Annotated in this window: 16 protein-coding genes; 2 read left to right on the plus strand and 14 right to left on the minus strand. The window is 72.9% G+C overall.

Going from position 1 to position 24,202, the window contains the following annotated elements:
- Positions 1–239 precede the first annotated feature (239 nt).
- Genes Q0967_RS00005 through Q0967_RS00015 form a run of 3 tightly spaced genes read right to left on the minus strand, consistent with a single transcriptional unit; the run spans position 240 to position 5,292 of the window.
- Positions 240–1,148, minus strand: a complete 909-nt coding sequence (locus Q0967_RS00005; RefSeq protein WP_298748165.1) for a UbiA family prenyltransferase — start codon at positions 1,146–1,148, stop codon at positions 240–242.
- Entirely contained in the window at positions 1,139–1,768 is a 630-nt protein-coding gene (locus tag Q0967_RS00010) for a class I SAM-dependent methyltransferase (RefSeq protein ID WP_298748163.1), read from the minus strand. Before Q0967_RS00010 ends, Q0967_RS00005 begins: the two co-directional genes overlap by 10 nt.
- Positions 1,765–5,292 (minus strand): TM0106 family RecB-like putative nuclease, encoded by a 3,528-nt coding sequence (locus tag Q0967_RS00015; protein WP_298748162.1) that lies wholly within the window; start codon positions 5,290–5,292, stop codon positions 1,765–1,767. Before Q0967_RS00015 ends, Q0967_RS00010 begins: the two co-directional genes overlap by 4 nt.
- A 56-nt stretch (positions 5,293–5,348) precedes the next feature.
- On the opposite strand from Q0967_RS00015, the gene Q0967_RS00020 reads away from it, so the two are divergent.
- Positions 5,349–6,068: a potassium channel family protein gene (locus Q0967_RS00020; protein ID WP_298748159.1), complete on the plus strand. Its 720-nt coding sequence runs from the start codon at positions 5,349–5,351 to the stop codon at positions 6,066–6,068.
- Here Q0967_RS00020 and Q0967_RS00025 read toward each other — a convergent pair.
- The 5 genes from Q0967_RS00025 to Q0967_RS00045 all read right to left on the minus strand — a co-directional run bounded on the left by Q0967_RS00025 (position 6,065) and on the right by Q0967_RS00045 (position 13,130).
- Complete coding sequence (locus tag Q0967_RS00025; RefSeq protein WP_298748155.1) at positions 6,065–6,481, minus strand: HIT family protein; 417 nt, start codon at positions 6,479–6,481, stop codon at positions 6,065–6,067. The two genes, Q0967_RS00020 and Q0967_RS00025, sit on opposite strands and share 4 nt — an antisense overlap.
- A 10-nt stretch (positions 6,482–6,491) precedes the next feature.
- The gene (locus Q0967_RS00030) at positions 6,492–7,820 is read right to left on the minus strand and encodes an aspartate aminotransferase family protein (protein WP_298748152.1); all 1,329 of its coding nucleotides are present in this window, start codon (positions 7,818–7,820) and stop codon (positions 6,492–6,494) included.
- 4 nt (positions 7,821–7,824) lie between these two features.
- Positions 7,825–9,195: an aminotransferase class III-fold pyridoxal phosphate-dependent enzyme gene (locus Q0967_RS00035; RefSeq protein WP_298748150.1), complete on the minus strand. Its 1,371-nt coding sequence runs from the start codon at positions 9,193–9,195 to the stop codon at positions 7,825–7,827.
- A 141-nt stretch (positions 9,196–9,336) separates the two neighbouring features.
- Complete coding sequence (locus Q0967_RS00040) at positions 9,337–10,896, minus strand: aldehyde dehydrogenase family protein (RefSeq protein WP_298748149.1); 1,560 nt, start codon at positions 10,894–10,896, stop codon at positions 9,337–9,339.
- Positions 10,897–11,003: 107 nt separating this feature from the next.
- Positions 11,004–13,130 (minus strand): S9 family peptidase, encoded by a 2,127-nt coding sequence (locus Q0967_RS00045; RefSeq protein ID WP_298748147.1) that lies wholly within the window; start codon positions 13,128–13,130, stop codon positions 11,004–11,006.
- Between the two features lie 85 nt (positions 13,131–13,215).
- On the opposite strand from Q0967_RS00045, the gene Q0967_RS00050 reads away from it, so the two are divergent.
- Positions 13,216–15,471, plus strand: a complete 2,256-nt coding sequence (locus Q0967_RS00050; protein WP_298748144.1) for a hypothetical protein — start codon at positions 13,216–13,218, stop codon at positions 15,469–15,471.
- 225 nt (positions 15,472–15,696) lie between these two features.
- Here the strand turns inward: Q0967_RS00050 and dnaE are convergent, their stop codons facing one another.
- The 6 genes from dnaE to Q0967_RS00080 all read right to left on the minus strand — a co-directional run bounded on the left by dnaE (position 15,697) and on the right by Q0967_RS00080 (position 24,195).
- Positions 15,697–20,643 (minus strand): DNA polymerase III subunit alpha, encoded by a 4,947-nt coding sequence (gene dnaE, locus Q0967_RS00055; protein WP_299448763.1) that lies wholly within the window; start codon positions 20,641–20,643, stop codon positions 15,697–15,699.
- A 52-nt stretch (positions 20,644–20,695) separates the two neighbouring features.
- On the minus strand, positions 20,696–21,625 hold the full coding sequence (locus Q0967_RS00060; protein ID WP_298748137.1) for an RluA family pseudouridine synthase: 930 nt from the start codon (positions 21,623–21,625) through the stop codon (positions 20,696–20,698).
- Positions 21,622–22,116: a signal peptidase II gene (gene lspA, locus Q0967_RS00065; protein WP_298748135.1), complete on the minus strand. Its 495-nt coding sequence runs from the start codon at positions 22,114–22,116 to the stop codon at positions 21,622–21,624. Before lspA ends, Q0967_RS00060 begins: the two co-directional genes overlap by 4 nt.
- Positions 22,117–22,142: 26 nt before the next feature.
- Entirely contained in the window at positions 22,143–22,523 is a 381-nt protein-coding gene (locus Q0967_RS00070) for a TraR/DksA family transcriptional regulator (RefSeq protein ID WP_298748132.1), read from the minus strand.
- Between the two features lie 262 nt (positions 22,524–22,785).
- The gene (locus tag Q0967_RS00075) at positions 22,786–23,748 is read right to left on the minus strand and encodes a DivIVA domain-containing protein (protein WP_298748129.1); all 963 of its coding nucleotides are present in this window, start codon (positions 23,746–23,748) and stop codon (positions 22,786–22,788) included.
- A 162-nt stretch (positions 23,749–23,910) separates the two neighbouring features.
- The gene (locus Q0967_RS00080) at positions 23,911–24,195 is read right to left on the minus strand and encodes a YggT family protein (protein ID WP_298748126.1); all 285 of its coding nucleotides are present in this window, start codon (positions 24,193–24,195) and stop codon (positions 23,911–23,913) included.
- Between the last annotated feature and the right edge of the window lie 7 nt (positions 24,196–24,202).

Raw genomic sequence — 24,202 nt, forward strand, 5'->3', positions numbered from 1 at the left:
AGCTGTCTGCCCTCCGTAGCGTGAGGAAGGTGTCGCATCAGGGTCGACATCTGACGAAGCGCGTCAGCGGAGGGCAGGCAGCGAGGAACGAGCTGTCTGCCCTCCGTAGCGTGAGGAAGGTGTCGCATCAGGGTCGACATCTGACGAAGCGCGTCAGCGGAGGGCAGCGAGGAACGAGCTGTCTGCCCTCCGTAGCGTGAGGAAGGTGTCGCATCAGGGTCGACATCTGACGAAGCGCGTCAGCGGAGGAACCACCAGGCCGCCCCCTGCAGGAGGACGAAGGCGACCATGGCCGCCACGGACGGCCCGGGCCGCCCGTGGCCGAGGCGGTGGACGCCGAGGGCGGACAGCGGGGCCGCGAGGAGGCCGGCGAGCGCGACCGGCCAGGGGTGGACGACCAGGCTCAGACCGTATGCCGCCACACCAGCCACCGCCCCGAGTCGCCGCAGCACCGGGGCCCGCAGCCGGGTGGCCAGCGTGTGCTTTCCCGCCGCGCGGTCGGCGTCGCGGTCGGCCCACTGCGTCTCGAGCAGGTTGACGAAGGTCAGCAGCGTGAAGGGGAGGAAGGTGAGGGCCGCGGGCCCGAGCGCGGCACCGGCGACCACGGCCCCGGTGGCCGGCAGCAGCAGGCCGCCCAGGAGCGCGTTGGCCACCTCGCCCCACCCGTGCCGTGAGAACGGCCAGGGCCCGACGGAGTAGCCCCATCCGCCCACCAGACCGAGCACGAGCAGCGCGGCCACCAGCCCGCTCACGATCCCGGTCACCAGGCCGAGAGCTGTCAGCACCGCAGCGAGTGCCGCCGCCAAGACGGCGACGCGCAGCGCGAACGCGGCGGGCAGCCCGTGCTCCCTCAGGGCCCCGCTGCCGCCGGAGAACCGGGTGCGGACGGTGCGGGCGTCGGTCTCGACGTCGGCGAACTCGTTGACCACGTGCACGCTGGTCGCGACCGCGACGACCACCAGGGCGGTCAGGGCCGCACCGGCCGGGGGCAGCGCCACCCCACCGGTCCTCACCCCCGCCGTCCCCGCGACCCAGCCCACGGCGTAGACCGCGAGGACGAGCAGGACCTGGTCGGGGCGGCTCATCCGGACGGCCGCGCGCAGCCGCACCGGCGCCGGCGCGGCGGGTCCGCCGCGGCTCACCGCCACGTGCCGACGAGCACCTGGACGTGGCCGCCCCGTCGGACCCAGCGTCGGGGCCGGCTCAGCTCCGGCTCGACGACCACCCAGGGACGGGCCCCGATGTCGGCTCCGCCGAGCCAGCAGGCCAGCCGGGCCAGCGGCGCGGCCCAGGCGGCGGCGCCGGTGGGCGGCGCCATGTCGACGACGGCGACACCCGCGCCCGGCCGGAGCACACCGGTGACTGAGCGCCACACCCCTGCCGGGTCGGGGGTCAGTGACAGCGCGTAGGTCGCGATGACGGCGTCGAAGGGCAGGCCCGCGGCCGCCTCCCGCAGCGCCTCCGGGTCGGCCATGTCCCCCTGGACCAGCCGCAGCCGCCCCGGACCCGTCGCCGAGGCTCGCTTGCGTCGGGCCACCTCCAGCATCGCGGGGCTGCGGTCCAGGCCCACGACCGTGCCCGTCGGGCCGACATCGTGCAGGAGCGCCGGAAGGTTGAGCCCGGTCCCGCAGCCGAGGTCCAGCACCCGTTGGCCGGGTCGCAGTCCCAGTGCCGGGACGGCGAGGCGTCGGCCCACCGCGTACACCGGCTCGCCGGAGAGCAGGTCGTAGGACCGGGCCGTGAGCGCGCCGTAGCGGTCCACCCTCACCCCGCCGGCCCGCCGGGGAGCACGCCGGCCCTCGCCCCTGCGTCGCACAGCCTGATGAAGGCCCCCAGCTGGAGCACGGCCGCCGGGCTCGCCGGCAGGTGGGCGGTGAGCACCTCGGAGCGGATGAGCACCGCCCGCCACTGCGCCCGGGAGATCGCGACGTTGAGCCGGTTGCGGCTCAGGAGGAACCCCATACCGCGCGGGACGTCGGCGGCGGACGAGGCGGTCATCGACAGGATCGCGACGACGGCCTCCTGCCCCTGGAACGCGTCGACCGTCCCGACCCGGACCTGCCCCAGCCCGGCCTCGGCGAGATGCTCCCGGACGAGCGCCACCTGGGCGTTGTAGGGGGCGACGACGAGGATGTCGCGCTGCCGGAGCGGTCGCGGCCCGGAGTGGTCCTCGGGGTCGGTCCAGGTGGCCCCGAGGTGCGCCCGCACCTGGCGGACCACCTCGGCCGCCTCCTCCGGCGACCCGGTCCGGTTGCCCCGGTGCTCGAGCCGCACGACCTCCAGGCCTGGCTCCAGGCCCTCGAGCAGCCGCCGGGCCGGCGGGTCCGCGGAGCCCAGCTGGCCGGCGTAGGCCAGGTCGGACACCGGAGCGGTGAGCGCCGGGTGCATGCGGAAGGTGTGCTCCAGGAAGTACCCCCGCTCCGGCGGCAGCGTCTCCTCCTCCCCCATGAGCCAGCCCAGCGCCGACTCGTCCACCGGCTCGGCGTGCGTGCCCTGGCTGACCTGCGGCAGCTGCTGCGGGTCGCCCAGCAGCAGGAGACGGCGGGCGGACCGTGCGGCCCCGACGGTCGGGGCGAGCGCGAACTGCCCCGCCTCGTCGATGACGAGCAGGTCCAGGCCGCCGGGCTCGACCAGGTCGGGGTGGGAGAAGGTCCAGGCGGTGCCGCCGAGGACGCACCCGGTCCCCCGGTGCTCCTCGAGGTATGCCGCCCGCGCCGCCGTCGTGTCCGTCAGGGTGGTCCAGGTCGGCTCGGCGCTCTTCGGTGCCGACTTCGCGACCAGTCCTGCGTCGAGCCCCGCCCGCACCATGGCACCGAGGACGTTCTCGACGACGAGGTGCGACTGCGCCACCACGCCGACCCGCCAGCCGTGCTCCTCCACCAGCCGACGGACGACCCGGGACCCGGTCCACGTCTTGCCGGTCCCGGGCGGGCCCTGCACGGCGACGTAGGAGTCGTCCATCGCCAGCAGCGCCGCCACGACGTCACCGAGCGCCCCCTCCCCGCCGCCGTGCGGGAGCGCACCACCGTCGCGCAGCCTCGGTGGACGACGTGCCAGCAGGTCCAGGGCCGCCGCACCGGGCAGCTCATGCTGGGCCAGGGCCTCGGCGGCGACGGCCGCGATGGCGGTCGGGATGGGCTCGGCGGGAGGCGGACGGTCCGGAGCGAGGGCCACGGGCAGGTCGGCGAAGACGTCGTCGGGCGGGCGGGCCTCGACCAGCCGGACCACCCGCGGGTCGTCCGCGTCGAGCTCGATCCCGTCCGCCCGGGCCGCGGCGTAGGGCGCACCCTCCGGACCATCGGCCCGCGCGGGCCCGGGAGCGGCGTAGACCACCTGCGCGCGCCGGGCCGTGCTCCCCGGCCCCCAGTCGCCCACGAGCCGCAGGGTGCGCCGCCAGCTGCGGGCCTTGCCCTCCGGGGGCGTCCAGTCGGCCACCACCTCGGCGGACTCGACGGCGAAGACGTCGCGGGTGCGCGCCCAGCTCTCCAGGGGGTGCTGGAGCCGGTCGAAGTGGCCCCACCAGAACTGCTTGGCCTCCCGCCGGTGGTAGCCGATCGCCGTGGCCAGCATGGCCCAGGCCTGCTCCTGCTCCGTCCGGTCGTGCGCGGGCCCGGCCCCGGCGCGGGCCTGCAGCGCCTCCTCCAGCACGCCCTCCTGCTCGGCGCTCTCCCGGGCCTGCGGCACCAGCACCCGGGGCACGACCTGGTCGCGCACCCCGGCCTCCTCGGCCCGCTCCAGCAACCAGTCGCGCAGCCGCAGCGTCGAGACGCAGTCGTAACGGTTGTAGTCGGCCAGGTCGTCCAGCCGCCGGGTGGCCTCCGCGGGAGCGGCCTCCTCCAGGAGGCGGAACTCGTGGTAGGCCAGGATCGAGGCGTCACCGGAGCTCACGCCGTCCTCCGGGCGCAGCTGGGAGCCCATGTAGAGGGGCTCCAGCTTCTTGATGCTGTAGGACGGGGCGGCGACGAGGACCGAGCCGCGCACCACCGCGTAGAGGTCGACGAAGACCTCGGCCCGCAGGAGGTCGTCGAGCTCCTCCTCGCGTACCCGGTAGCGCATCGCCATGGCCTTGAGCGCGCCGGTCTCGTAGGGGGCGTAGTGGTAGACGTGCAGGTCCGGCCACCGGCGGCGTCGCTCCTGCAGGTCGTCGACGAAGGCGACGAAGGCGTCGCGCTCGGCCGCGAAGGAGTGCGCCCACGTCGGGGTGTAGCACCCGGCCGTGTCGAGCACGCCCCAGAGGTACTGCAGACCCGCGTGGGCCCGGTCGCCCTCGTCGTGGTGCGGGTCGCCCTCGAAGTCGAAGAAGAGGTCGCCCTCGCTGGGAGCAGGGAGCAGGGCCAGGGTCTGTGCGGCGGAGTTGGTCAACCGGTGGGCCACGGCGGCGCCGTCCGTGCTGCCTGCCTGCAGCTCAGCCTGGTCGCGCAGCCGGTCGAAGGAGGCGGCCACGATCCCCTCCGGCGCCTCCTGCGCGCCGGCCAGGTCGGCGACGGTCGCGATCCCCGCCTCCCGGAGCCGGCCACGTCGTCGCGCGTCCACCCCGGCGACGAGGAGCACGTCGTCCGCGGCCTCCGCGGCGGCCAGGCAGTCCTCGCAGCGTCCGCACACGGCATACCGGTCCTGGCCCCAGCGCACCGGTTCACCCTCCTCCAGGTGCCCCCGCACGAACCGTTCGAACCGTCCGCGCACCTCGGAGAAGACCGCGACGAGATCGTCCGTGGGCAGGTCGCGCCGCTCGCCGGAGCCGAGCAGCAGGCTCGCGGTGGCGGAGACCGGCACACCCGCGCGGCGGAGCTGGTCGGCGTAGGCGCCGAGCTGGACCAGCGCGAGCGCCGACTCCGAGCGGGCCAGCTTGGCGTCGCACACGCGCCAGCCGTCGTCCGCGCGCTCGAGCACGTCGGCGTAGCCGAGCATCCGCCCGTCGAAGAGGCACGCCTGGGACACCGCCAGGGCGTCCCCGGCGAGCGCGGCGCGGGTCGCCCCGGCGGCCTCGCGCAACGACTCCACCGACAGCGGCGGGGCCGGTCGCGTCAGCTCGAGGAGCCCGCCGCGGTCCCGGTATGCCGTGAGCAGCTCGGCCTCGTGCCGGTCGCCCAGCCGGGCGAGCAGGTCGCGCACGGGGTCGCGTCGCGGCTCCGGGCGCGGCGTCCGCCCCAGCGCGGCGTCGAGGTGCCGCAGGAAGGCGTACTCGCACCCCAGTGCCGCACGCAGGTCCGACGGGCTCCACACCACCCGCTGCGGTCCCAGCACGAGCATCCGCTCCACCTCCTCCGGCGCGCCCAGCCTCGCACACGGCACCGACAACCTCCCTCGGCGTCCCGTGCCCCGGCACCGGGCCTGGGATCATGGCGGGCATGAACCGCCTGGAGCGTTGGGAGTCGCGCACCCAGACCCCGTTGATGATCGCCGCCATCGTCTTCCTCATCGCCTTCGCCATCCCCATCGTCAACCCGGCGCTGCCCTCGAGCGTCCTGCGCACCTGCACGGTGGTCCAGGACGCCATCTGGGGCGTCTTCCTCGTGGACTACGCCTACCGGCTCGTCGTGGCACCCCGTCGGTGGCAGTTCATCCGCAAGCACCCCGTGGACCTCGCGGCGGTGGCGCTGCCCGCGCTGCGGCCCCTGCGCCTCGTCGCCGCCCTCTCCTTCGTCCACCAGGTGGCCGGCGAGAAGCTGCGGGGCCACGTGGCGCTCTACGTCACCACCGCGACCCTGCTGGTCGTCACGATCTCCTCCCTGGCGGTCCTCAACGCCGAGCGGGGCCACCCGGACGCGACGATCCGGACGTGGCAGGAGTCGTTGTGGTGGTCCTTCGTGACCGTGACCACGGTGGGCTACGGCGACTACGCCCCCGTCACCGGCGAGGGGCGCCTCTTCGCGGTGGGTCTCATGCTGTGTGGCATCGCGCTGCTCGGCATCGTCACGGCGAGCCTCGCCTCGTGGCTCCTGGAGCGGATCGCCGAGCCCGACCCCACCCGGCAGCCGGCGACGGCGGCCGACGTCGCCGAGCTCACGCAGCAGGTCCGCGAGCTGCGGGCCGAGGTGGCCGGGCTGCGCGGGCCCGACCACACCTAGGCACCCGGGTCCAGCGCCTCGCGCAGGCGGGCGGCGTAGTCAGCCGCCTCGGGGCCGGCATACCTCGTCCGCGGCCAGAAGAACCCGCGCAGACCGTCGCCCTTCGTCCGCGGCACCACGTGGACGTGCAGGTGCGGCACCGACTGGCTGACCACGTTGTTCATCGCCACGAAGCTGCCCTGGGCCCCCAGCGCCGTCCGCACCGCCCCCGCGACGTCACGAGCGGCACCGAAGAGCGGCACGACGAGGTCGTCGGGCAGCTCGGTGAGCGTGTCGACGTGGCGCCGGGGCACGAGCAGCACGTGCCCCTTGAAGACCGGCCGGGTGTCGAGGAAGCCGACGACCTCCTCCCGCTCGAGCACGGTCTGCGCCGGCTCCTCGCCGGCGACGATGCGGCAGAAGAGGCAGGCCATGGCGCCCACGCTAGCCGCCGGTGGCCCCGAGCACCTGGTGTATGCCGCGGGCCACCCCCGCGGCGATCTGGTCCACCTCGGCGTCGCTCACGACGAGCGGGGGGCCGAGCAGCAGCAGGTCGCCGTTCGTCCCGTCCGCGCAGCCGGTGCTCGGGTAGACGAGCACCCCCTGCTCCCGGCAGGCTTCGGTGACCCGCTCGGTCACCCGCTCGGCACGGGGGAAGGGCTCCCGGGTCGTCTCGTCCGCGACCAGCTCGACGGCCTGCAGCAGCCCGCGCCCGCGCACGTCACCGATGCCGGGGACCCGGGCGAGGTGGCGGTGGAGGGCGTCGTGCAGCCGGGCACCCTGCCGGGCCGAGGCCTCGACGAGGCCGTCCCGCTCCAGGATGCGCAGGACGGCCAGCCCGGTGGCGGCACCGACGACGTGGTGGGAGTAGGTGAAGCCGTGGACGAACCCCGCGCGGGACAGCACCTCGTGCACCGGGCCGCTGACGACCGCGAGCCCCAGCGGCCAGTAGCCCGAGGCGGTGCCCTTCCCGGCCGTGAGCACGTCCGGACGCAGGCCGACGTGCTCGCTGGCGAACCACCGGCCGGTGCGCCCGAAGCCGGTCATGACCTCGTCGGCGACGACGAGGACGCCGTGGCGACGGCATACCTCGGTCACCGCCGGCCAGTAGTCGTCCGGCGGGACGCAGGCCCCCAGCCCGGCACCCGCGACGGGCTCGGCGATGAACGCCGCCACGCGCCCGGGGCCGATGCGCTCGATGGTCTCCTCCAGCACCTGGGCGTGGCGCGCGCCACAGCCGTGCGGATGGGTGTCCGGGAAGACGCAGCGGTACTCGTAGGGGGTGCTGGTGTGCTCGGCGCCGGTGAGCCAGGGCAGGTAGGGGGCCCGCAGCCCGGCGCGACCGGACACGCTCAAGGCACCCCTGCTGTTGCCGTGGTAGGAGCCGCGTCGGCCGATGACGACGTCCCGGTCCTCCCCGCGGGCCAGGTGGTAGGCCCGCGCCATCTTCAGGGCCGACTCCACCGCCTCGCTCCCCCCGGAGACGGGGTAGATGCGCGGGTCCTCCAGCGGGAGCAGCGGGGCGAGGGCGTCGGCATACTCCTCCAGCACCTCGCTGGAGAAGGTGGACCCGTGCACGTAGGCGACCCGCGACGCCTGGGCGGCGGCCGCCTGCACGACCTCCTCCACCCCATGGCCGACGCCGACGACGACCGCGCCACCGGCCGCGTCGAGGTAGCGGCGCCCGTCGACGTCGACGAGGACCGCGCCCTCGCCGTGGTCGATGCGGACCCGGTCGCCGCCGCCGCGGGAGAAGACGTGCCGCGAGCCCATGGGGTCAGCCGCCGTGCGACGCCGCGCCTGCGGCGGCTGCGACGGCCTCCCCGAAGAGGCGCAGACCGGTGCGGGCCTCCTCCGGCGTGACCACCAGCGGGGGCGACATGCGCACGACGCTCTCGCCCGCCTCGAGCACGAGCAGGCCACGCTCGAAGGCGGCCTGCTGCACGGCGGCCGACAGGGCGGAGTCGGCGAACTCGACGCCGATCATCAGACCGACGCCGCGGACGTCGACGACCGCCTCGGGGTGGGCGGCCTGGATCTCGCGCAGCCCGGCCAGGATCTCCTCGCCGACGGCGCGGGCGTGCTCCAGCAGGCCCTCGGACTCGATGACGCGCAACGTCGCAAGCCCGGCCGCGCACGGGACGGGGCTGCCGCCGTAGGTGGAGCCGTGGGTCCCGGTGCCCCAGCTCTCCATGAGCGAGGCCTTGGCGATGAAGGCCCCCAGGGGCAGGCCCGAGGCGATGCCCTTGGCGGAGAGCAGGACGTCGGGCTCGACACCGGTCTGCTCGATCGCCCACATGGTGCCGGTGCGGCCCATGCCGCACTGCACCTCGTCGGCGATCAGCAGGATGCCGTGCTCGTCGCACAGCTCGCGCAGCCGGCGCATCCAGCCCGCGCCGGGGACGATGTAGCCGCCCTCGCCCTGGATGGGCTCGACGAAGATGGCGGCGACCTCGCTGGGGGCCACGTCGTGGCGGAAGATCGTCTCCAGGGCGTCGAAGGTCGCGGTGTCGGAGGCGTCCTCGCCGGCGGCCACCTTGGCCGGGTCCGCGTAGGGGACGTGCAGCACGCCCGGCAGCAGCGGACCGAAGCCCTGGTGGTACTTCGGCTTGGAGCTGGTGAGCGAGACGGCCCCCATGGTGCGGCCGTGGAAGGCGCCGAAGAAGCTGATGACGTAGGGCCGCTTGGTGGCGTAGCGGGCGAGCTTGAGAGCACCCTCGACGGCCTCGGCGCCGGAGTTGGTGAGGAAGACCCGCACCGGCTCGCTCATCGGCGCGGTCCGGGCGAGCGCGTGGCACATCTGCGAGTAGACCGGCAGGAAGAAGTCGCTGGCCGAGTAGTGCAGCAGGTCGGCAGCCTGGTCCTGGACCGCCCGCACCACCTCGGGGTGGGCGTGGCCGGTGGAGTTCACCGCGATGCCGGCGTTGAAGTCCAGGAAGAGGTTGCCGTCGACGTCCTCGATGCGGCAGCCGCGGGCGCGACGGGGGGCGAAGGGGTAGGCGCGCGGCAGCGACGGGCTGGTGATGGCCTGGTCGCCGGCGACGACCTCCCGGGTCAGCGGGCCGGGGAGCTCGGTGCGCAGGTCGGGCACCGGGCGGGAGGGGTCGGCCCAGTCGGTGGTCGGCTCGGCCAGGGTGGTGTCGGTCATGAGGACTCTCCTCGGGTCGTGGGTGAGGTCGGGGTATGCCGCGCGGCCAGGTCCTGTCCGGCCCTCGCCCGGGAGGGGCGGGGGCGGGAGGACGGTCGGGGGCGGGCGGAGGGGCGGTGGGACGGGCCGGGCGGACCCGGCTCAGCCGGTGACGACGGTCTGGGACTGCTCGCGCATGAAGAGCTGGACGTAGTGCAGGCCGCCGCCCGCCTTGCCCGAGCTGCCCGAGCCCTTCCAGCCGCCGAACGGCTGCACGCCCGGCCACGCACCGGTCGTGGCACCGGCGGGCCGGTTGACGTAGACCACGCCCGCCTCGATGCCCGCCAGGAAGCGGTCGATCTCGTCCTGCTCGCCGGCGAACAGCCCGGCGGTCAGCCCGAAGACCGTGTCGTTGGCGCGTTCCAGCGCCTCGTCGAGCCCGTCGACGGGCGCGACGACGGCCAGCGGCACGAAGAGCTCGCTCGTGAACAGCTCGTCGTCGGCGGGCAGGCCGGAGATGAGCGTCGGCTGGACGAAGTAGCCGGGGAGGCCCTCGGTGCCCTGCAGGACCTCGCCGCCGGCGACGACGGTCCCGCCGGCCTCGCGCGCGTGCTCGACCGCACCGCGGAAGCGCTCGACGGCCTCGGCGTCGATGACCGGTCCGCAGAAGGTGTCGCGCTCCAGCGGGTCCCCGACGACGACCGCACCCAGCGCCTTGCCCAGGGTCTGGACCAGCTCGTCGTGGACGGCCGCGTCGACGTAGACGCGGGAGCAGGCCGAGCACTTCTGCCCCGAGGCGCCGGCGATGGACCGGGTGATGCCCTTCGCCGCGGCCTCGAGGTCGGCACTCGCGGTGACGATCGTGGGGTTCTTGCCACCCATCTCGGTGATGACCGGTCGCGGGTAGTCGCCGCGGAAGGCGTCCATGACGGCCATCCCGCCGGCGTAGGAGCCGGTGAAGGTCAGCCCGTCGATGCCCGGGTGCGCGACGACCGCCTTCCCGACGTCGTCCCCGCCCGGAAGGATCTGCATGAGTCCCTCGGGCAGACCGCCCTCGAGCATGGTCTCGTAGAGCTTCCACGCGACGTGGGTGCCCTGGACCGAGGGCTTGAGGACGACTGCGTTCCCGGCCACGAGCGCGGCGGCCGCGGGGCCGGCGGCGAGCGCCATGGGGAAGTTGAAGGGGCTGATGACGCCCCAGACGCCGTGCGGACGCAGGACCGAACGGGTGGTCTCGGTGGCGGAGAGCTGCTCCATCGCCGCCTCGAACCCGCCGTTCTTCTCCACCTGGTCGCAGTAGTAGCGGAAGAAGACGGCCGACTCCTCGACGTCGCCCAGCGCCTCCAGGCGGTTCTTGCCGACCTCCATGGTCATGAGGGCGGCCAGCTCGTTGGCGCGCTCGCTGATGAGGTCGGCGACCGCGCGCAGCACCGGGAGCCGCTCCTGCCAGGGCGTGGCCGCCCAGGCGCGTCCGGCGACCGCGGCCGCCTCGACGGCGGCGTCGACGGCGCCCGGCGAGGAGGCCCGCACCCGCGCGACGAGCACGGAGGGGTCGGCGGGGCTGGTGACGTCGACGGGATCGCCGGGCGCCGGGTCGCCGGGGGCGGGGATCTCCGCCCCGAGCCAGCCGCGGGCCACCTCGACACCGGCCTCGTAGGCCGTGTGCAGGTCGTCGTTGTCAGCGGTCAGGGTCGCGTAGGTCACCTTGTAGGGCTCGGACACCGTCGTCTCCTCTTGTCTCGCAGATTGCCGAGTTCATCCGCCATCTTGCCAGATCTACAGGACGATTGACGGTCATATGCGCGATCCGCCGGAAATCCTCCGAAGCGCTATCCGACCACGAGGTCCGTCGCACCGAGCTGGTCGAGGACGAAGGCGATCTCGAAGGCGGTCTCGCGCCAGGCGTCGTACCGGCCCGTCTTGCCGCCGTGCCCGGCGACCATCTCGGTCTTGAGCAGGATCGGACGCTGCATCGGGTCGCTGGTGACGGTCTCCCGGAGCTTGGCCACCCACTTGGCCGGCTCGACGTAGAACACGCGGGTGTCGTTGAGGCCCGTCGTGGCCAGGATCGCCGGATAGTCCACCCGCCGGATGTTCTCGTAGGGGGTGTAGGAGCGCATGAGCTGGTAGATCTGCGCCGAGTCGACCGGGTTGCCCCACTCCTCCCACTCGCTCACGGTCAGCGGCAGCGAGGGGTCGAGGATGGTGGTGAGCGCGTCGACGAAGGCGACCCCGGCATGGACCACGCGGAAGCGCTCGGGCGCGAGGTTGAGGACGGCACCCATGAGCAGCCCCCCGGCCGAGCGGCCCTCCGCGGCCAGCCGGTCGGGAGCCACCCAGCCGGTCTCGACCAGATGGTCGGCGCAGGCGACGAAGTCGGTGAAGGTGTTGGTCTTGTGCTCCATGCGGCCGTCCTCGTACCACCCGCGCCCCATCTCCCCGCCGCCGCGGACGTGCGCGACGGCGTGCACGACACCGCGGTCGAGGTAGGACAGCCGGGAGATCGAGAAGTGCGGGTCCACCGAGATCTCGTAGGAGCCGTAGCCGTAGAGCAGACCCGGGTGGCTCCCGTCCGGCTCGGCGTCGCGGCGGGCGACCAGCGAGATGGGGATCTGCGTGCCGTCCTGCGCGGTCGCCCAGAGCCGCTGCTGCTGGTAGTCGGCCGGGTCGTAGCCGCCCAGCACGGGCTGCTGCTTGACAAGGGTCAGCTCCCCGCTCCCGAGGTCCAGGTCGAGCACGCTGCGCGGGGTGACCAACGACTCGACGAGCACCTGCAGGGTGTCGGTCTCGTAGGTCGGGTTGGTGCCGGTCTCGATGGTGTAGACCGGCTCCTCGACCGGGACCTGGTAGCCCTCCCCCACCGGGCGCCCCTGCCCGGACAGGGGCAGGACCTGCAGCTGGGTCAGCCCGTCCCTGCGCAGGGACAGCACGAGGTGGCCGGCGAAGGCCTCCACCGCGGCCAGCCGCACCCCGTCCTCGCCGGGCACCACCGTCGACCAGTCCCGGGCCGAGGTGGTCGTCGCCGGCGCGACCGCGAGCTCGAAGTCGCGGTGGTCCCGGTTGTGCACGATCCACAGGCGCTCGCCCGCCGGCTCCACGTCGTACTCCACCCCCTCCTCGCGGGGGGCGACCACCCGGAGCTCGCCGGTGGGGTCCTCGGCGTCGACCAGCCGGACCTCGGAGGTGTTCTTGCTGCCGAGCCAGACGATGACGTGCCGGTCGTCGCGCGAGGTGCCGACGCCCATCCAGAACCGCTCGTCGTCCTCCTGGTGGACCAGCACGTCCTCCTCGGCCGGGGCACCGACCCGGTGGCGCCACACCTGGTGCGGGCGCCACGCGTCGTCGACCCGGACGTAGAACAGGTGCCCTCCGTCGGCGCTCCACGCCGTGCCGTAGCCGATGCCCCGCACGGCGTCGTCGACGACCTCGCCGCTGGTGAGGTCCTTGACCCTCAGGTCGAAGCGCTCGTCGCCGGTGGTGTCCACCGCGTAGGCGAGCCGGTCGCCGGCCGGGGTCACGTCGAAGGCGCCCAGGCTGAAGAACTCCTCGTCCTGCGCCTCGGCGTTGCCGTCCAGCAGCACCTCCTCCCCCTGGGGGGCCGCGCCGGGGTCGAGCTCGGGCCGCTCCGGCGACTCGCCGACGGCGACCCGCCCGTGGACGGCGTACTGCTCGCCCTCGATGGTGCGGGTGTAGTACCACCAGTCACGGTGCCGGACCGGGACCGACAGGTCCGTCTGCTGCACGCGGCCCTTGATCTCCTCGAAGATGCTCTGCTGCAGCTCGCCCAGGTGCGCGGTGCGGGCCTCGGTGTAGGCGTTCTCCGCCTCGAGGTGGGCGATGACGTCCGGGTCGGTCTTGTCCCGCAGCCACTCGTAGGGATCGACGACGTCCTCGCCGTGGTGCGAACGGACGACGTCGAGACGGGCGGCGCGGGGCGGGGCGGGCTCATGGGTCACCCACCCCACGCTACCCCGGAGCCGGGGCCGCCGACGGTGCGCGTCCACCGCCGCCCGGGTGGGGTCGGCATACCATCGGCACATCATGATCTCCCGCCCCGTCCGCCACCGCCGGGCCTGCTGGGTCGTGCGCGGCGCGGGCCGCGGGGGCACCCCGTCCCTGCGTCCCTCCCGGTATGCCCAGGTGCGGCTGCGCGAGGCCGAGGGTCTCCTCCTGGGGCCGGCGGAGGTGAGCGAGGTCTACGGCCCCGCGCCGCGGGAGCACACCCTCGAGCACCTCGTGGAGGTCACCGGCGAGTGGGTGGGCCTGCTGAGCGACGACGCGGAGCGCACCTGGGTGGCGATGAGCGACTTCCATGGCTTCGGGCACCTCTTCTGGTCCGTCCAGCCCGGCACCACCGGGCAGGACGTCTACCTCGGCACCACCCTGGACGCCGTCGTGGACCGGTTGCGGGGCGACGGCGTGGAGCTCGAGGTGGACTGGCCGGTCGCGCACACCACCCTGGCCTCGAACCACGTGCTCCTGCGCAACCAGTGGTCCCGTCGCACCCTGGTGCAGGGGGTCCGGTGCCTACGCCCGGACGAGCTGCTGGTCATCTCCGACCGGGGGGTCGGCACCGTCCCACGACCGATGACCACCGACCCGCGCGGCCGGGGGTACGACGAGCTGCTGGACGCCGGCATCGCCCGCGCGAGCGGGTTGCTGGCCCAGGTCGGCGACGCCGTGCCGGACCTGCGGGTCTTCGCCTCGGGCGGCAAGGACAGCCGCGTCGTCCTGTCGCTGCTGGACCACGCGGGCGTGCTGGACCGGACCAGCTTCGTGGCGGCGGACCCGAGCCGGTGGGCGGACGCGGCGGGTCGTGCAGGGCTGTGGCGCGACCTCGTCGTCTCCGACGAGCTGCGGCGGGCCGCGGGGCGGCCGTGGTACGTCGAGCCGGACTACGAGGACCGCATGCTGTCCTTCGCCGAGAGCATCGAGCACCACCAGAGCTTCCACGCCGGGAGCCAGTGGGCGGCCTCGGCGGAGCGGCAGCTGCGCTGGCCCACCGTCCCCTACGTCGCCGTCCGGGGCGGCGCCGGGGAGCTGCTGCGGACGGCATACCGGGCCATCCGCACCGGGGCGCCCTTCGCGGAGATGGGGCAGACCCTCGCGTCCCTGGAGGCCGACCTGCGGCGGCTGCACGACCTGGTGCTCCACCGGGGGGCTGCGCTGCCACCCGGTGCCCGGGAGGCGGGCGAGGACGCGGTCGTCGAGGCCTTCTCGCTGCTGCCGGACGCCCCCGTCGGCCAGCAGGTCGACGCGCACTACCGGCTGCACCGCAACCGCGCCCACTTCGGCCACGTGCTCCACTCGGCCCACCGACGCAGCCTGGCTCTGCACCCGCTGGCGACCCCGGAGTTCCTGCGGGCGGCGCACCTGCTGCCGTTCGCCGGGCGCGACCTCGGGCTGGCCGCCTTCGACGTCGTCGAGCGGCTGCGCCCGGACCTCAACCGGCACCGCTTCGCCTCCGGCACCTGGCCGGCCGAGCTGTGGCAGCAGCGCGGCGGGGCGCCCTCCCCGCTCCCGCGGGCCCCGCGGGGACCGTTCGGCCGCGAACGCGTCCCGGACTACTTCGCCGCCGAGGACCCCAACCACTTCCGGCGCGGCTGGACCAGCGGGCCGCTGCGCTTCGACATCCGCACGGCCGCGCAGACGAGGGCCGTCCACGACCTGTGGCGGCTGCACGACCTGGCGCCCGGGGAGGCCACGAGCGCCTTCGTGGCCTCCGTCGCCGACCTGGTCAGCACCTCGGCGCTCAACCCGGCGACCACGGTGGTGCGGGTGGCCTCGGTGCTCCGGGCGCTCGCCGCCCCCGCCGGCGACCCCCCGGCCTGCCTGGAGGTCACGGTCCGGCCCGACCGACGACGGCCGTGGCGCCGGCGGGACCGGACGGAGGTGGCGCCGGTGCGCTCGGGGGCGCAGGGGTCGGTGCGCAGCCTGCGCGAGTATGCCGCGAACGCCCCCACCGCGGGCCTGGAGCCCTTCGAGGCCGATCCTCGCACCGACCCCGGTGTCTTCTGCCACCTGGAGGTCGAGGACGGCACCCTCGTGGCCGCCCGGGTGGGGGCGGAGCGGGCCGGCTGGCCCCTGGAGCACACCTTCACGCTGACCCGCGGCGGTGAGCAGGTGACCGAGGTCACGACGCGGGAGACCCGGGTGTCCCTCGGCGTGGCGGCCGCCCCGGGTCGGTGGCGGGCGCAGCTCGCCGCGCGCCGCCTGGACCGTCCGGAGGTCGTGCTCCGCGCCACCTCACCGCCGCTGGTCGTGCCCGCACCGGACCAGACCGAAGGGGCGCGCTAGCGGTATCCCCCGCGACCGCGGCCAGGCTCTCGCGGGTGGCGCGGCCTCCTCGGCGCCGGCACCGCGCACCAGGGGCGACCACTCGAGCCACATCTGCACCAGGCGCCACAGGCTGCCGGGACGATCGCCTCTGACGGGGATATACCCCTGTCAGATGCACATGTCTCCGCACGCCGTGGCGCGTGGGGACAGCGGGAGGCCTGGGGCTGCGCCGCCGCTGCGTGCCTAGCTGCCGACGCAGGCGGGGCCGAGCAGGGCCTTGAGGTCGCCGAACAGCTCCGGGGTCGCGGTGACCCGCAGCCCCTCGTCGAGCTTGATGAGGACGGTGCGGCCGGGCTGGGTCAGCCGGACGTGCACCTCCGTGGCGCCAGGGTGGTTGGCCAGCACCCCCTTGAGCTGGTGGGCCAGCACGTCGTTGATGCGGGTCGGGGTCATGGTCAGCACGACCGGCCCCCGCGGCCCGGTCTTGATGTCCGGCAGCATCATCTCGTTGGCCATGAGCTCGGTGGAGTCGTCCTTCTTCAACCGGCCCTTGACCACGACGACGGTGTCCTCGGCCAGCATGGTCGAGATCGTCATGTAGGTCTTCGGCCAGAAGACGACGTCGAGCGAGCCGGCCATGTCCTCGACGCTGGCCCGCGCGTAGGGGTCGCCGTTCTTGGTCCGCTTGAGCTGCAGGTTGGTGATGAGCCCGGCGACCGTGACGAAGTCCCCGTCCTTGGCGCCGTCCTCGCCGATGAGCTGCAGGATGGAGGCGCTGGCGTGCTGGGACAGGATGTGCTCGATGCCGTTGAGCGGGTGGTCGGAGACGTAGAGCCCCAGCATCTCGCGCTCGAAGGCCAGCCGGGCGGTCTTGTCCCACTCGATGCCGGGGATGGGCGGGAGGGTGACGATCTGCAGCGGCTCGCCCTCGCTGTCGTCGTCACCGCCGAAGGACAGCCCGGAGAAGAGGCTGTCCTGGCCGATGGCCTCCTGCTTCTTCTCGTCGGCGAGCGCCTCGACATACCGCTCGTGGACCGTGACCAGCCCCTGCCGGGTGTGGCCGAGCCCGTCGAAGGCCCCGGCCTTGCACAGCGACTCGATGGTGCGCTTGTTGCAGACCACGGCCGGGCACTTGCGCAGGAAGTCCTCGAAGGAGGTGAAGGCGCCCTTGTCCTCGCGGGTGGCGACGATGGCCTGGACCACGTTGGCCCCGACGTTGCGGATCGCCTGCAGGCCGAAGCGGACGTCGTCGCCGACGGCGGCGAAGGTGCCGATCGACTCGTTGACGTCCGGCGGCAGCACGGGGATGCGCAGCCGGCGGCACTCGGCGAGGTAGAGCGCCGTCTTGTCCTTGTCGTCACCCACACTGGTGAGCAGGGCGGCCATGTACTCGGCCGGGTAGTTGGCCTTGAGGTAGCCGGTCCAGTAGGAGATGACGCCGTAGGCGGCCGTGTGCGCCTTGTTGAAGGCGTAGTCGGAGAACGGCACGAGCACGCCCCACAGCGCGGCGACGGAGGCCTCGCTGTAGCCGTTGGCCTTCATCCCGTCCGAGAAGGGGATGTACTCGGCGTCGAGCACCTCCTTCTTCTTCTTGCCCATGGCCCGCCGGAGGAGGTCGGCGTTGCCCAGGGTGTAGCCCGCCAGCTTCTGGGCGATCTCCATGACCTGCTCCTGGTAGATGCAGTTGGAGAGCACCATGCCCTGCGAGACGAAGTTGTGGATGTCGTCGACGGTGATGTCGTAGACCGGCTCGGCCTCGCCCACGGACACGTCCACCACCCGGTTCCAGTCCATGGATGCGTAGAAGCGGTCCTCGTCCGTGCCCATGGCCTCGAGGTATGCCTCCGCCGTGGCATTGAGCGGGTAGAAGCCACCTTCACCCTCGGCCGGGTGGCTCGTCTTCGCCTCCGTCACCAGCCCATGCCTCCAGAGGTGGCGGTGCAGCCCGGCGAGAGAAGCAGGCCCCCACCCCATGGAGTTCTTCGTCCGCGCCGACACCTCAGGAGCCTCGCGCAGCACATCGCTCGCGTGCTCGAGCATGCGCTGACGGTTCAGGCCGCGGCTGCGCGAGGCGATCTGCCGGTCCGCTCGCGCCGCTACCTTGCGCTGTTCGACCATCAAGGGGGTCACGAGCCGCCAGAAGCGCTCGTCGAACACGTGAACGGTCCAGACCCGCTGGCGACCACGACGCATCGAGGTGTACTCCCCGGCCTCGTGCAGTCGGGCAGGGATGCCCAGGCTGGACAACACCTCCAGGACGTCGCGCGCCAGCTGCTCGCTGATGGTCTTGTAGTAGGCCAGCTTGGCGCCGACGTGACCGTCACCGTCCCAGAGGGCCGCCACGAGGCGCCTCCGGGCCAGCGGATCGCTGCGCTTCAGCACCTCGGGGATGAACTTGTCCGCCGAGGTCGTCTTGGTGGTGAAGCCGAGATCGCGCAACCACGCGTTGATGCCGATGCTCGCGAAGCGGCCACGTCGCGGGTTCCGGCCCGAACCCGTACCCGCCGGTGAGGCGGCGAACCGCACCCGGGCGGCGGTCCTGTCCAGGCATTCCTCGACGGGGAACGTGTCGTCGAACAGCGTGGTGCAGAGCTGTGACACCTCGGCACGCAACTCCACGCTGGAACTGATGAAGCTGTTCTCGTGCAGGGTGATGTAGCCGTCCGACAGGAGATAGCCCAGCAGGGCAGCCTCCTCAGGCCGAACAGGAGAAGGGGTGCGGTAGTCGAAGACATCCCGGGGTCGAGCGATCCGGTCGTGCCCAGCACGGAGCTCGCCGGCCTCGACCCACCCACGCGCCGTCAGCACCGGGTGGTCCGCTGACAGGCGCAGCTGCTGTCCCGAGTTCGTCGTGACGGTGAGAACCGGCTTGTCAGGCATCTGCCACCAGTGGGTGACCCGTCGCCGGACCACCTTTCCGCGCTCGTCGACACCGAGCGTGAAGAACCCTTGCCTGACACGGTCCTCCAGCTCATCGACACGCACCCGCTCGCCGGTGTCGGCGTCGATGATGGGCGTCTCCCCCGCCACGCAGAGACCATAGGTGTTCTCCAGGATGGGCTGCAGGGCCGCCTCCATCTCCGGCTGCAGCTTGCCCTTGAGCTCGGGGTCCAGCGGGGTGTTCTCCTGCTTGCCGTTCTTGCGCAGGGCGAAGTTGGTGTGGGCGTTGACGCCCATGGGGCCTGGCCGGTAGAGCGCGAGCGCCGCCGAGATGTCCTCGAAGGTGTCCGGCTGCATGAGCCGGAGCAGCTGGCGCATCCCGTTGCCGTCGAGCTGGAAGACCCCGAGCGTGTCGCCCCGGCTCAGCAGGTCGTAGGTCGCCCGGTCGGTCATGTCCTTGGACAGAGCGTCCAGGTCGATGTCCTGGCCCCGGTTGTCCCTGATGTTGGTGATCGCGTCGTCGAGGACGGTGAGGTTGCGCAGCCCCAGGAAGTCCATCTTGACCAGCCCGAGCGACTCGCACGTCGGGTAGTCGAACTGGGTGATGATCTGGCCGTCCTGGTCGCGGCGCATGATGGGGATGACGTCGATGAGCGGCTCGCTGGACATGATGACGCCGGCCGCGTGCACGCCCCACTGGCGCTTCAGGCCCTCCAGCCCCGTGGCGGTGTCGAAGACCTCGGCGGCGTGCTCGTCCTCGGCGAGCAGCTCACGGAACTCGCCGGCCTCCGCATACCTCTTGTGCTGCGGGTCCTGGATGCCGGCCAGCGAGATGTCCTTGCCCATGACGCTGGGCGGCATGGCCTTGGTGAGCTTCTCCCCCATGGCGAAGGGGTAGCCCATGACCCGGGAGGAATCCTTGAGCGCCTGCTTGGCCTTGATGGTCCCGTAGGTGACGATCATCGCGACCCGCTCGTCGCCGTACTTCTCGGTGACGTAGCGGATGACCTCCGAGCGGCGCCGGTCGTCGAAGTCGACGTCGAAGTCGGGCATCGACTGCCGCTCGGGGTTGAGGAAGCGCTCGAAGATCAGGCCGTGCGGGATGGGGTCGAGGTCGGTGATCCCCATGGCGTAGGCGCACATGGAGCCGGCGCCCGAGCCGCGGCCGGGGCCGACCTTGATGCCGTTCTTCTTGGCCCAGTTGATGAAGTCGGCGACGACGAGGAAGTAGCCCGGGTACTGCTTGCCGATGATGACCTCGGACTCGTACTCCGCCTGCTTGCGCGCGTAGTCCGGGACCCCCTCCGGGTAGCGCCGCTGCAGACCGGTCTCGACCTCCTTGATGAACCAGCTGGTCTCGTCCTCGCCCTCCGGGACCGGGAAGCGCGGCATGTAGCGCCCCTCGCCCTCGGTGAAGGAGATGTCGCAGCGGTCGGCCACCAGCAGGGTGTTGTCGCAGGCCTCCGGCAGCTCGCGCCAGACGTCGCGCATCTCGGCGGCCGACTTGAGGTAGTAGCCGTCGCCGTTGAACTGGAACCGGTTGGGGTCCTGCATCGTCGAGCCGGACTGCACGCACAGCAGCGCGGAGTGCGCCTTGGCGTCCTCCTGGTGCGTGTAGTGCAGGTCGTTGGTCGCCAGCAGCGGCAGGGACAGCTCCCGGGCCAGCCGGAGCAGGTCCTGACGGACCACCCGCTCGATCTGGATGCCGTGGTCCATGAGCTCGAGGAAGTAGTTGTCCGCCCCGAAGATGTCCTTCATGTCCGAGGCGTACTGGACCGCCTGGTCCCACTGCCCGAGCCGCAGCCGCGTCTGGATCTCCCCGGACGGGCAGCCGGTGGTCGCGATGAGACCTTGGCCGTAGGTCTCCAGCAGCTCGCGGTCCATGCGGGGCTTGAAGTAGTAGCCCTCCATCGAGGCCAGGGAGGCCATCCGGAAGAGGTTGTGCATGCCGTTGTTGTTGCGCGCCAGCAGCGTCATGTGCGTGTAGGCGCCGCCTCCGGAGACGTCGTCGCGGCCCCCGTCGCCGTACTTGACCCGGGTCTTGTCGGTCCGGTGGGTGCCCGGCGTGACGTAGGCCTCGAGCCCGATGATCGGCTTGACGTCGTAGCGCTGGGCGGTCTTCCAGAACTCGTAGGCACCGAAGATGAACCCGTGGTCGGTCGTCGCGATCGCCGGCATCCCCAGCTCGGCGGCCGTCTCGAACATGTCGGTGATCCGCGCCGCACCGTCGAGCATGGAGTACTCGGTGTGGTTGTGCAGGTGGACGAAGTTCTGCTCGCGCCGGACGCTGCTGCTGGTGGGTGCTGACATCAGGACGGAATCCTAGTTCGCCTCGCTGACACTCCTCCCGCCCCGTCCCGGGTCACCCGCGGATGCGCTCCAGCGCCTGCGCCAGCTCCTGCGGGTATGCCGAGGCGAAGCTCACGCGTTCGCCGCTGCCGGGGTGGTCGAAGGCGAGCTCGGTGGCGTGCAGCCACTGGCGGTCCAGGCCCAGGTCGCGCGCCAGCGTGGGGTCGGCGCCGTAGGTGAGGTCACCGCAGCAGGGGTGCCGGAGGGCGGAGAAGTGCACCCGGATCTGGTGGGTCCGACCGGTCTCGAGGTGGATCTGCAGCAGGCTCGCCCGCCGGTGCGCCTCGAGCAGCTCGTAGTGGGTGATGCTGGGCCGGCCGCTGGTCATCACCGCGAACCGGTAGTCGTGCCCCGGGTGGCGTCCGATGGGGGCGTCGATGGTGCCCTCGTGCGGGTCGGGCAGACCCTGCACCAGGGCGTGGTAGGTCTTGTCGACCACCCGGTCACGGAAGGCCTGCTTGAGCACCGTGTAGGCGCGCTCGGACTTGGCCACGACCATGAGGCCGCTCGTGCCGACGTCGAGCCGCTGCACGATGCCCTGCCGCTCCGGGGCCCCCGACGTGGAGATCCGGTAGCCGGCGGCCGCCAGCCCACCCACCACGGTCGGGCCGGTCCAGCCGACGCTGGGGTGGGCCGCCACGAAGGCGGGCTTGTCGACCACGACGATCTCCGGGTCGTCGTGCACGATGCTCATGCCTTCGACCGGTTCCGCGACCACGGCCAGCTCGGCCGGCTCGACGGCCGCGGGCATCCGCACCTCGAGCGAGGCGCCGGCGGTGAGCCGCTCGGACTTGCCGACCGTGCGACCGTCCACGACGACGTGACCCTCACCCGCCAGGGCCGCCGCCCTCGACCGGGACAGCCCCAGGAGCCGCGGGAGGGCGGCGTCGACGCGCTCCCCCTCCAGCCCCTCGGGGACGGTGAACAGCCGGAAGTCGCTCACCGGGCCTCCTCCAGATCGGCGCGATCCTCGCCCTCACGGGTGCCGTCAGGGTGGTAGCCGCGCAGCGACAGCAGGACGATGAGGACGGCAGCGGTGGTCACGCCCATGTCGGCGATGTTGAAGACCGGGAAGTTGGGCAGCGCGATGAAGTCCACGACGTGGCCCAGCCCGACCGAGGGCGGGCGCAGGTAGCGGTCGACGAGGTTGCCGACGGCTCCGCCCAGCAGCAGGCCGAGGGTGATGCCCCACACCAGGCTGCGGGTGCGGAACGCCTGCCAGACGATGAGGACCGACACGACGGTCGCCACCGTCGTGACGACACCCGTCCAGCCGGTCCCAAGGGAGAAGGCCGCCCCGGAGTTGTAGGTGAGGTGCAGCTGCAGGACCTCGCCGAGCACCGGCACCGACTCCCCCCGGGTGAGGGTGGCCTCGGCCCACGCCTTCGTGGCCTGGTCCAGGCCGGCCCACAGCAGGGCGACGAGGAGCACCACGGCGGTGCGTCTCGGGGGACGAGTGGTCAGCGGCGTTCCTGCTTCTGCTTGCATGTCATGCATAGCGTCGCACGAGGGAAGGCCTGCAGCCTCATCTTGCCGATCGGGGTCCCGCAGGACTCGCAGTCGCCGTAGGTGCCCGCCTCGACCCGGTCCAGCGCGTGCGCGTTCTGGTCGATGAGGTCCCGCGCGTTGTTGGTGACGGACAGCTCGTGCTCGCGTTCCCAGGTCGCGGCGCCCGCGTCCGCCTGGTCGTCGCCGGCCCCGTCCCCGAAGGAGCGACCGCGGTCCAGCAGGTCGTGCTCGGCCTCCTCGACCTCCCTGCGCAACCGGTCGATCTCGGCCACCAGCTCACCGCGCAGCTCGTCCAGCTCGGCGGCCGTCCACGGGCTCTCGTCATCCCGCACGCTCAGCGCCCGGTGCGCTCCCGACCCGTTGGTGCCACGGTCCGAACGGCTCGCACCGCTCGGACCCCCCTTCTTCACACTCGTCGCCACGGCTGTCCTTCGATCGTGGGCTGCGCTCCCCCTGCCAGGCGAGCGATGGTGCTGGGAGAATAGATCAGCAACCTGGCGATGACAACGGGAAACGACATCATCCTGGGGTGGGACGCGACGACGCCCCGACCGGTCGTGGTCGGGGCGTCGTCGCGCTCGGCGGTGCGCCGCCTCAGGAGCTGGGCCGGGACCCGTCCAACCGCTCCATCTGGTCGGCCAGGAAGGCCCGCAGCCGCTCGCGGAGGTCGCGTTCTTGCGACTGCAGCCCACCGATGGTGGCGGACAGCGCGCTCTCCTGGCCGTGCAGGTCCTCGAGCACCGTGCTGCGCTTCTGCTCGGCCTCGCTGACCATCTGGTCGTGGCTCTCCTGGCCCTCGGCGACCAGCCGGTCACGCGTCTGCTCGCCGGTGCTGACGAGCTCGTCGTGGCGGCTCTGCCCGGTCTGCACGAGCTCGTCGTGGCGGCTCTGCCCCGTCTGGACCAGCTCGTCGTGGGTGGCCTGACCCTCGGCCACCAGCCGGTCGTGGGTCTCCTGGCCGGTGCGCTGCAGCTCGGCGCTGTGCTCGTCGGCCTCGGCGACCACCCTGGTCCGGTAGGTGTCGCCCTCGTCGATGAGCCTCGCGCGGGTGCTCTCCCCCTCGGCGACGTGCTGGTCGTGCAGCCGCTGCGCCAGGGAGATGATGGAGCTCGGGTCCTCGCCGTCGCCGCCCGGGCCGGCCGCCGCGGCGCCGCCGGTGGCGGCTGCCTCCAGGGACGAGCGGGCGTCGTCACGGTCACGCTCGGCGGCGCCGGCCCGCTCCTCGGCCTCCTGGGCCCGTCGCTCGGCCGCCGCCCGCGCCTCCTGGCACTCGGCCAGCTGGCGACGCAGGGCGTCCAGCTCCTGCGCGTCGGCCCCGTCCTCGGGGCTGTCGCCCGTCCGGGCGGGGCGCGCCGTCCCACCGGCCCCGCCGGCGACGCCCCTGCTGGCGCGGCAGTCCTCCAGATCGGTGCGCAGTCCGTCGTTCTCCGACACGAGCCGACGCAGCTCGACGACGACCTCGTCGAGGAAGTCGTCGACCTGGGTCTCGTCGTAGCCGCGCCGCAGGTGCGTGGCGCTGAAGCTCTTCTTGATGACGTCCTCGGGGGACAGAGCCATGGTTCACCTCTTGGTCCAAGGGGCCATCACCCTGGCACCGCGTCACGGCAGCGGCGATGGCGTGCGGGCATGCACTGCAGCGAGCACTGTAACGCACCGACCGGCCCCGGTCACCGGGTCGTCAGGCTGCTCCCCGGCCGCGCCGCAGAGGAACGCCCCAGGTCAGAAGGGCAGCGAGAGGGCCAGGGAGCGGCCGACGCCGACCGCGATGATGAGCACGAGGAAGCCGAGGTCCAGGGCCACGCCGCCGAGGCGCAGGGGCGGGATGACCCGCCGCAGCGCCCGCAGGGGCGGGTCGGTCAGGCTGTAGACCCCGTTGGCCAGGACGAGGACGGGGCCCTTGGGCCTCCACTCCCGGGCGAAGACCTGCACCCAGTCGAACACCAGGCGGGCGATGAGCACGAAGAAGTACAGGTTGAGCACGAGCGCGAGGATCTGGCCGATCATGGAGCCA

The organism is uncultured Serinicoccus sp. (genome assembly GCF_947500995.1).
Classification (GTDB): Bacteria; Actinomycetota; Actinomycetes; order Actinomycetales; family Dermatophilaceae; genus Ornithinicoccus.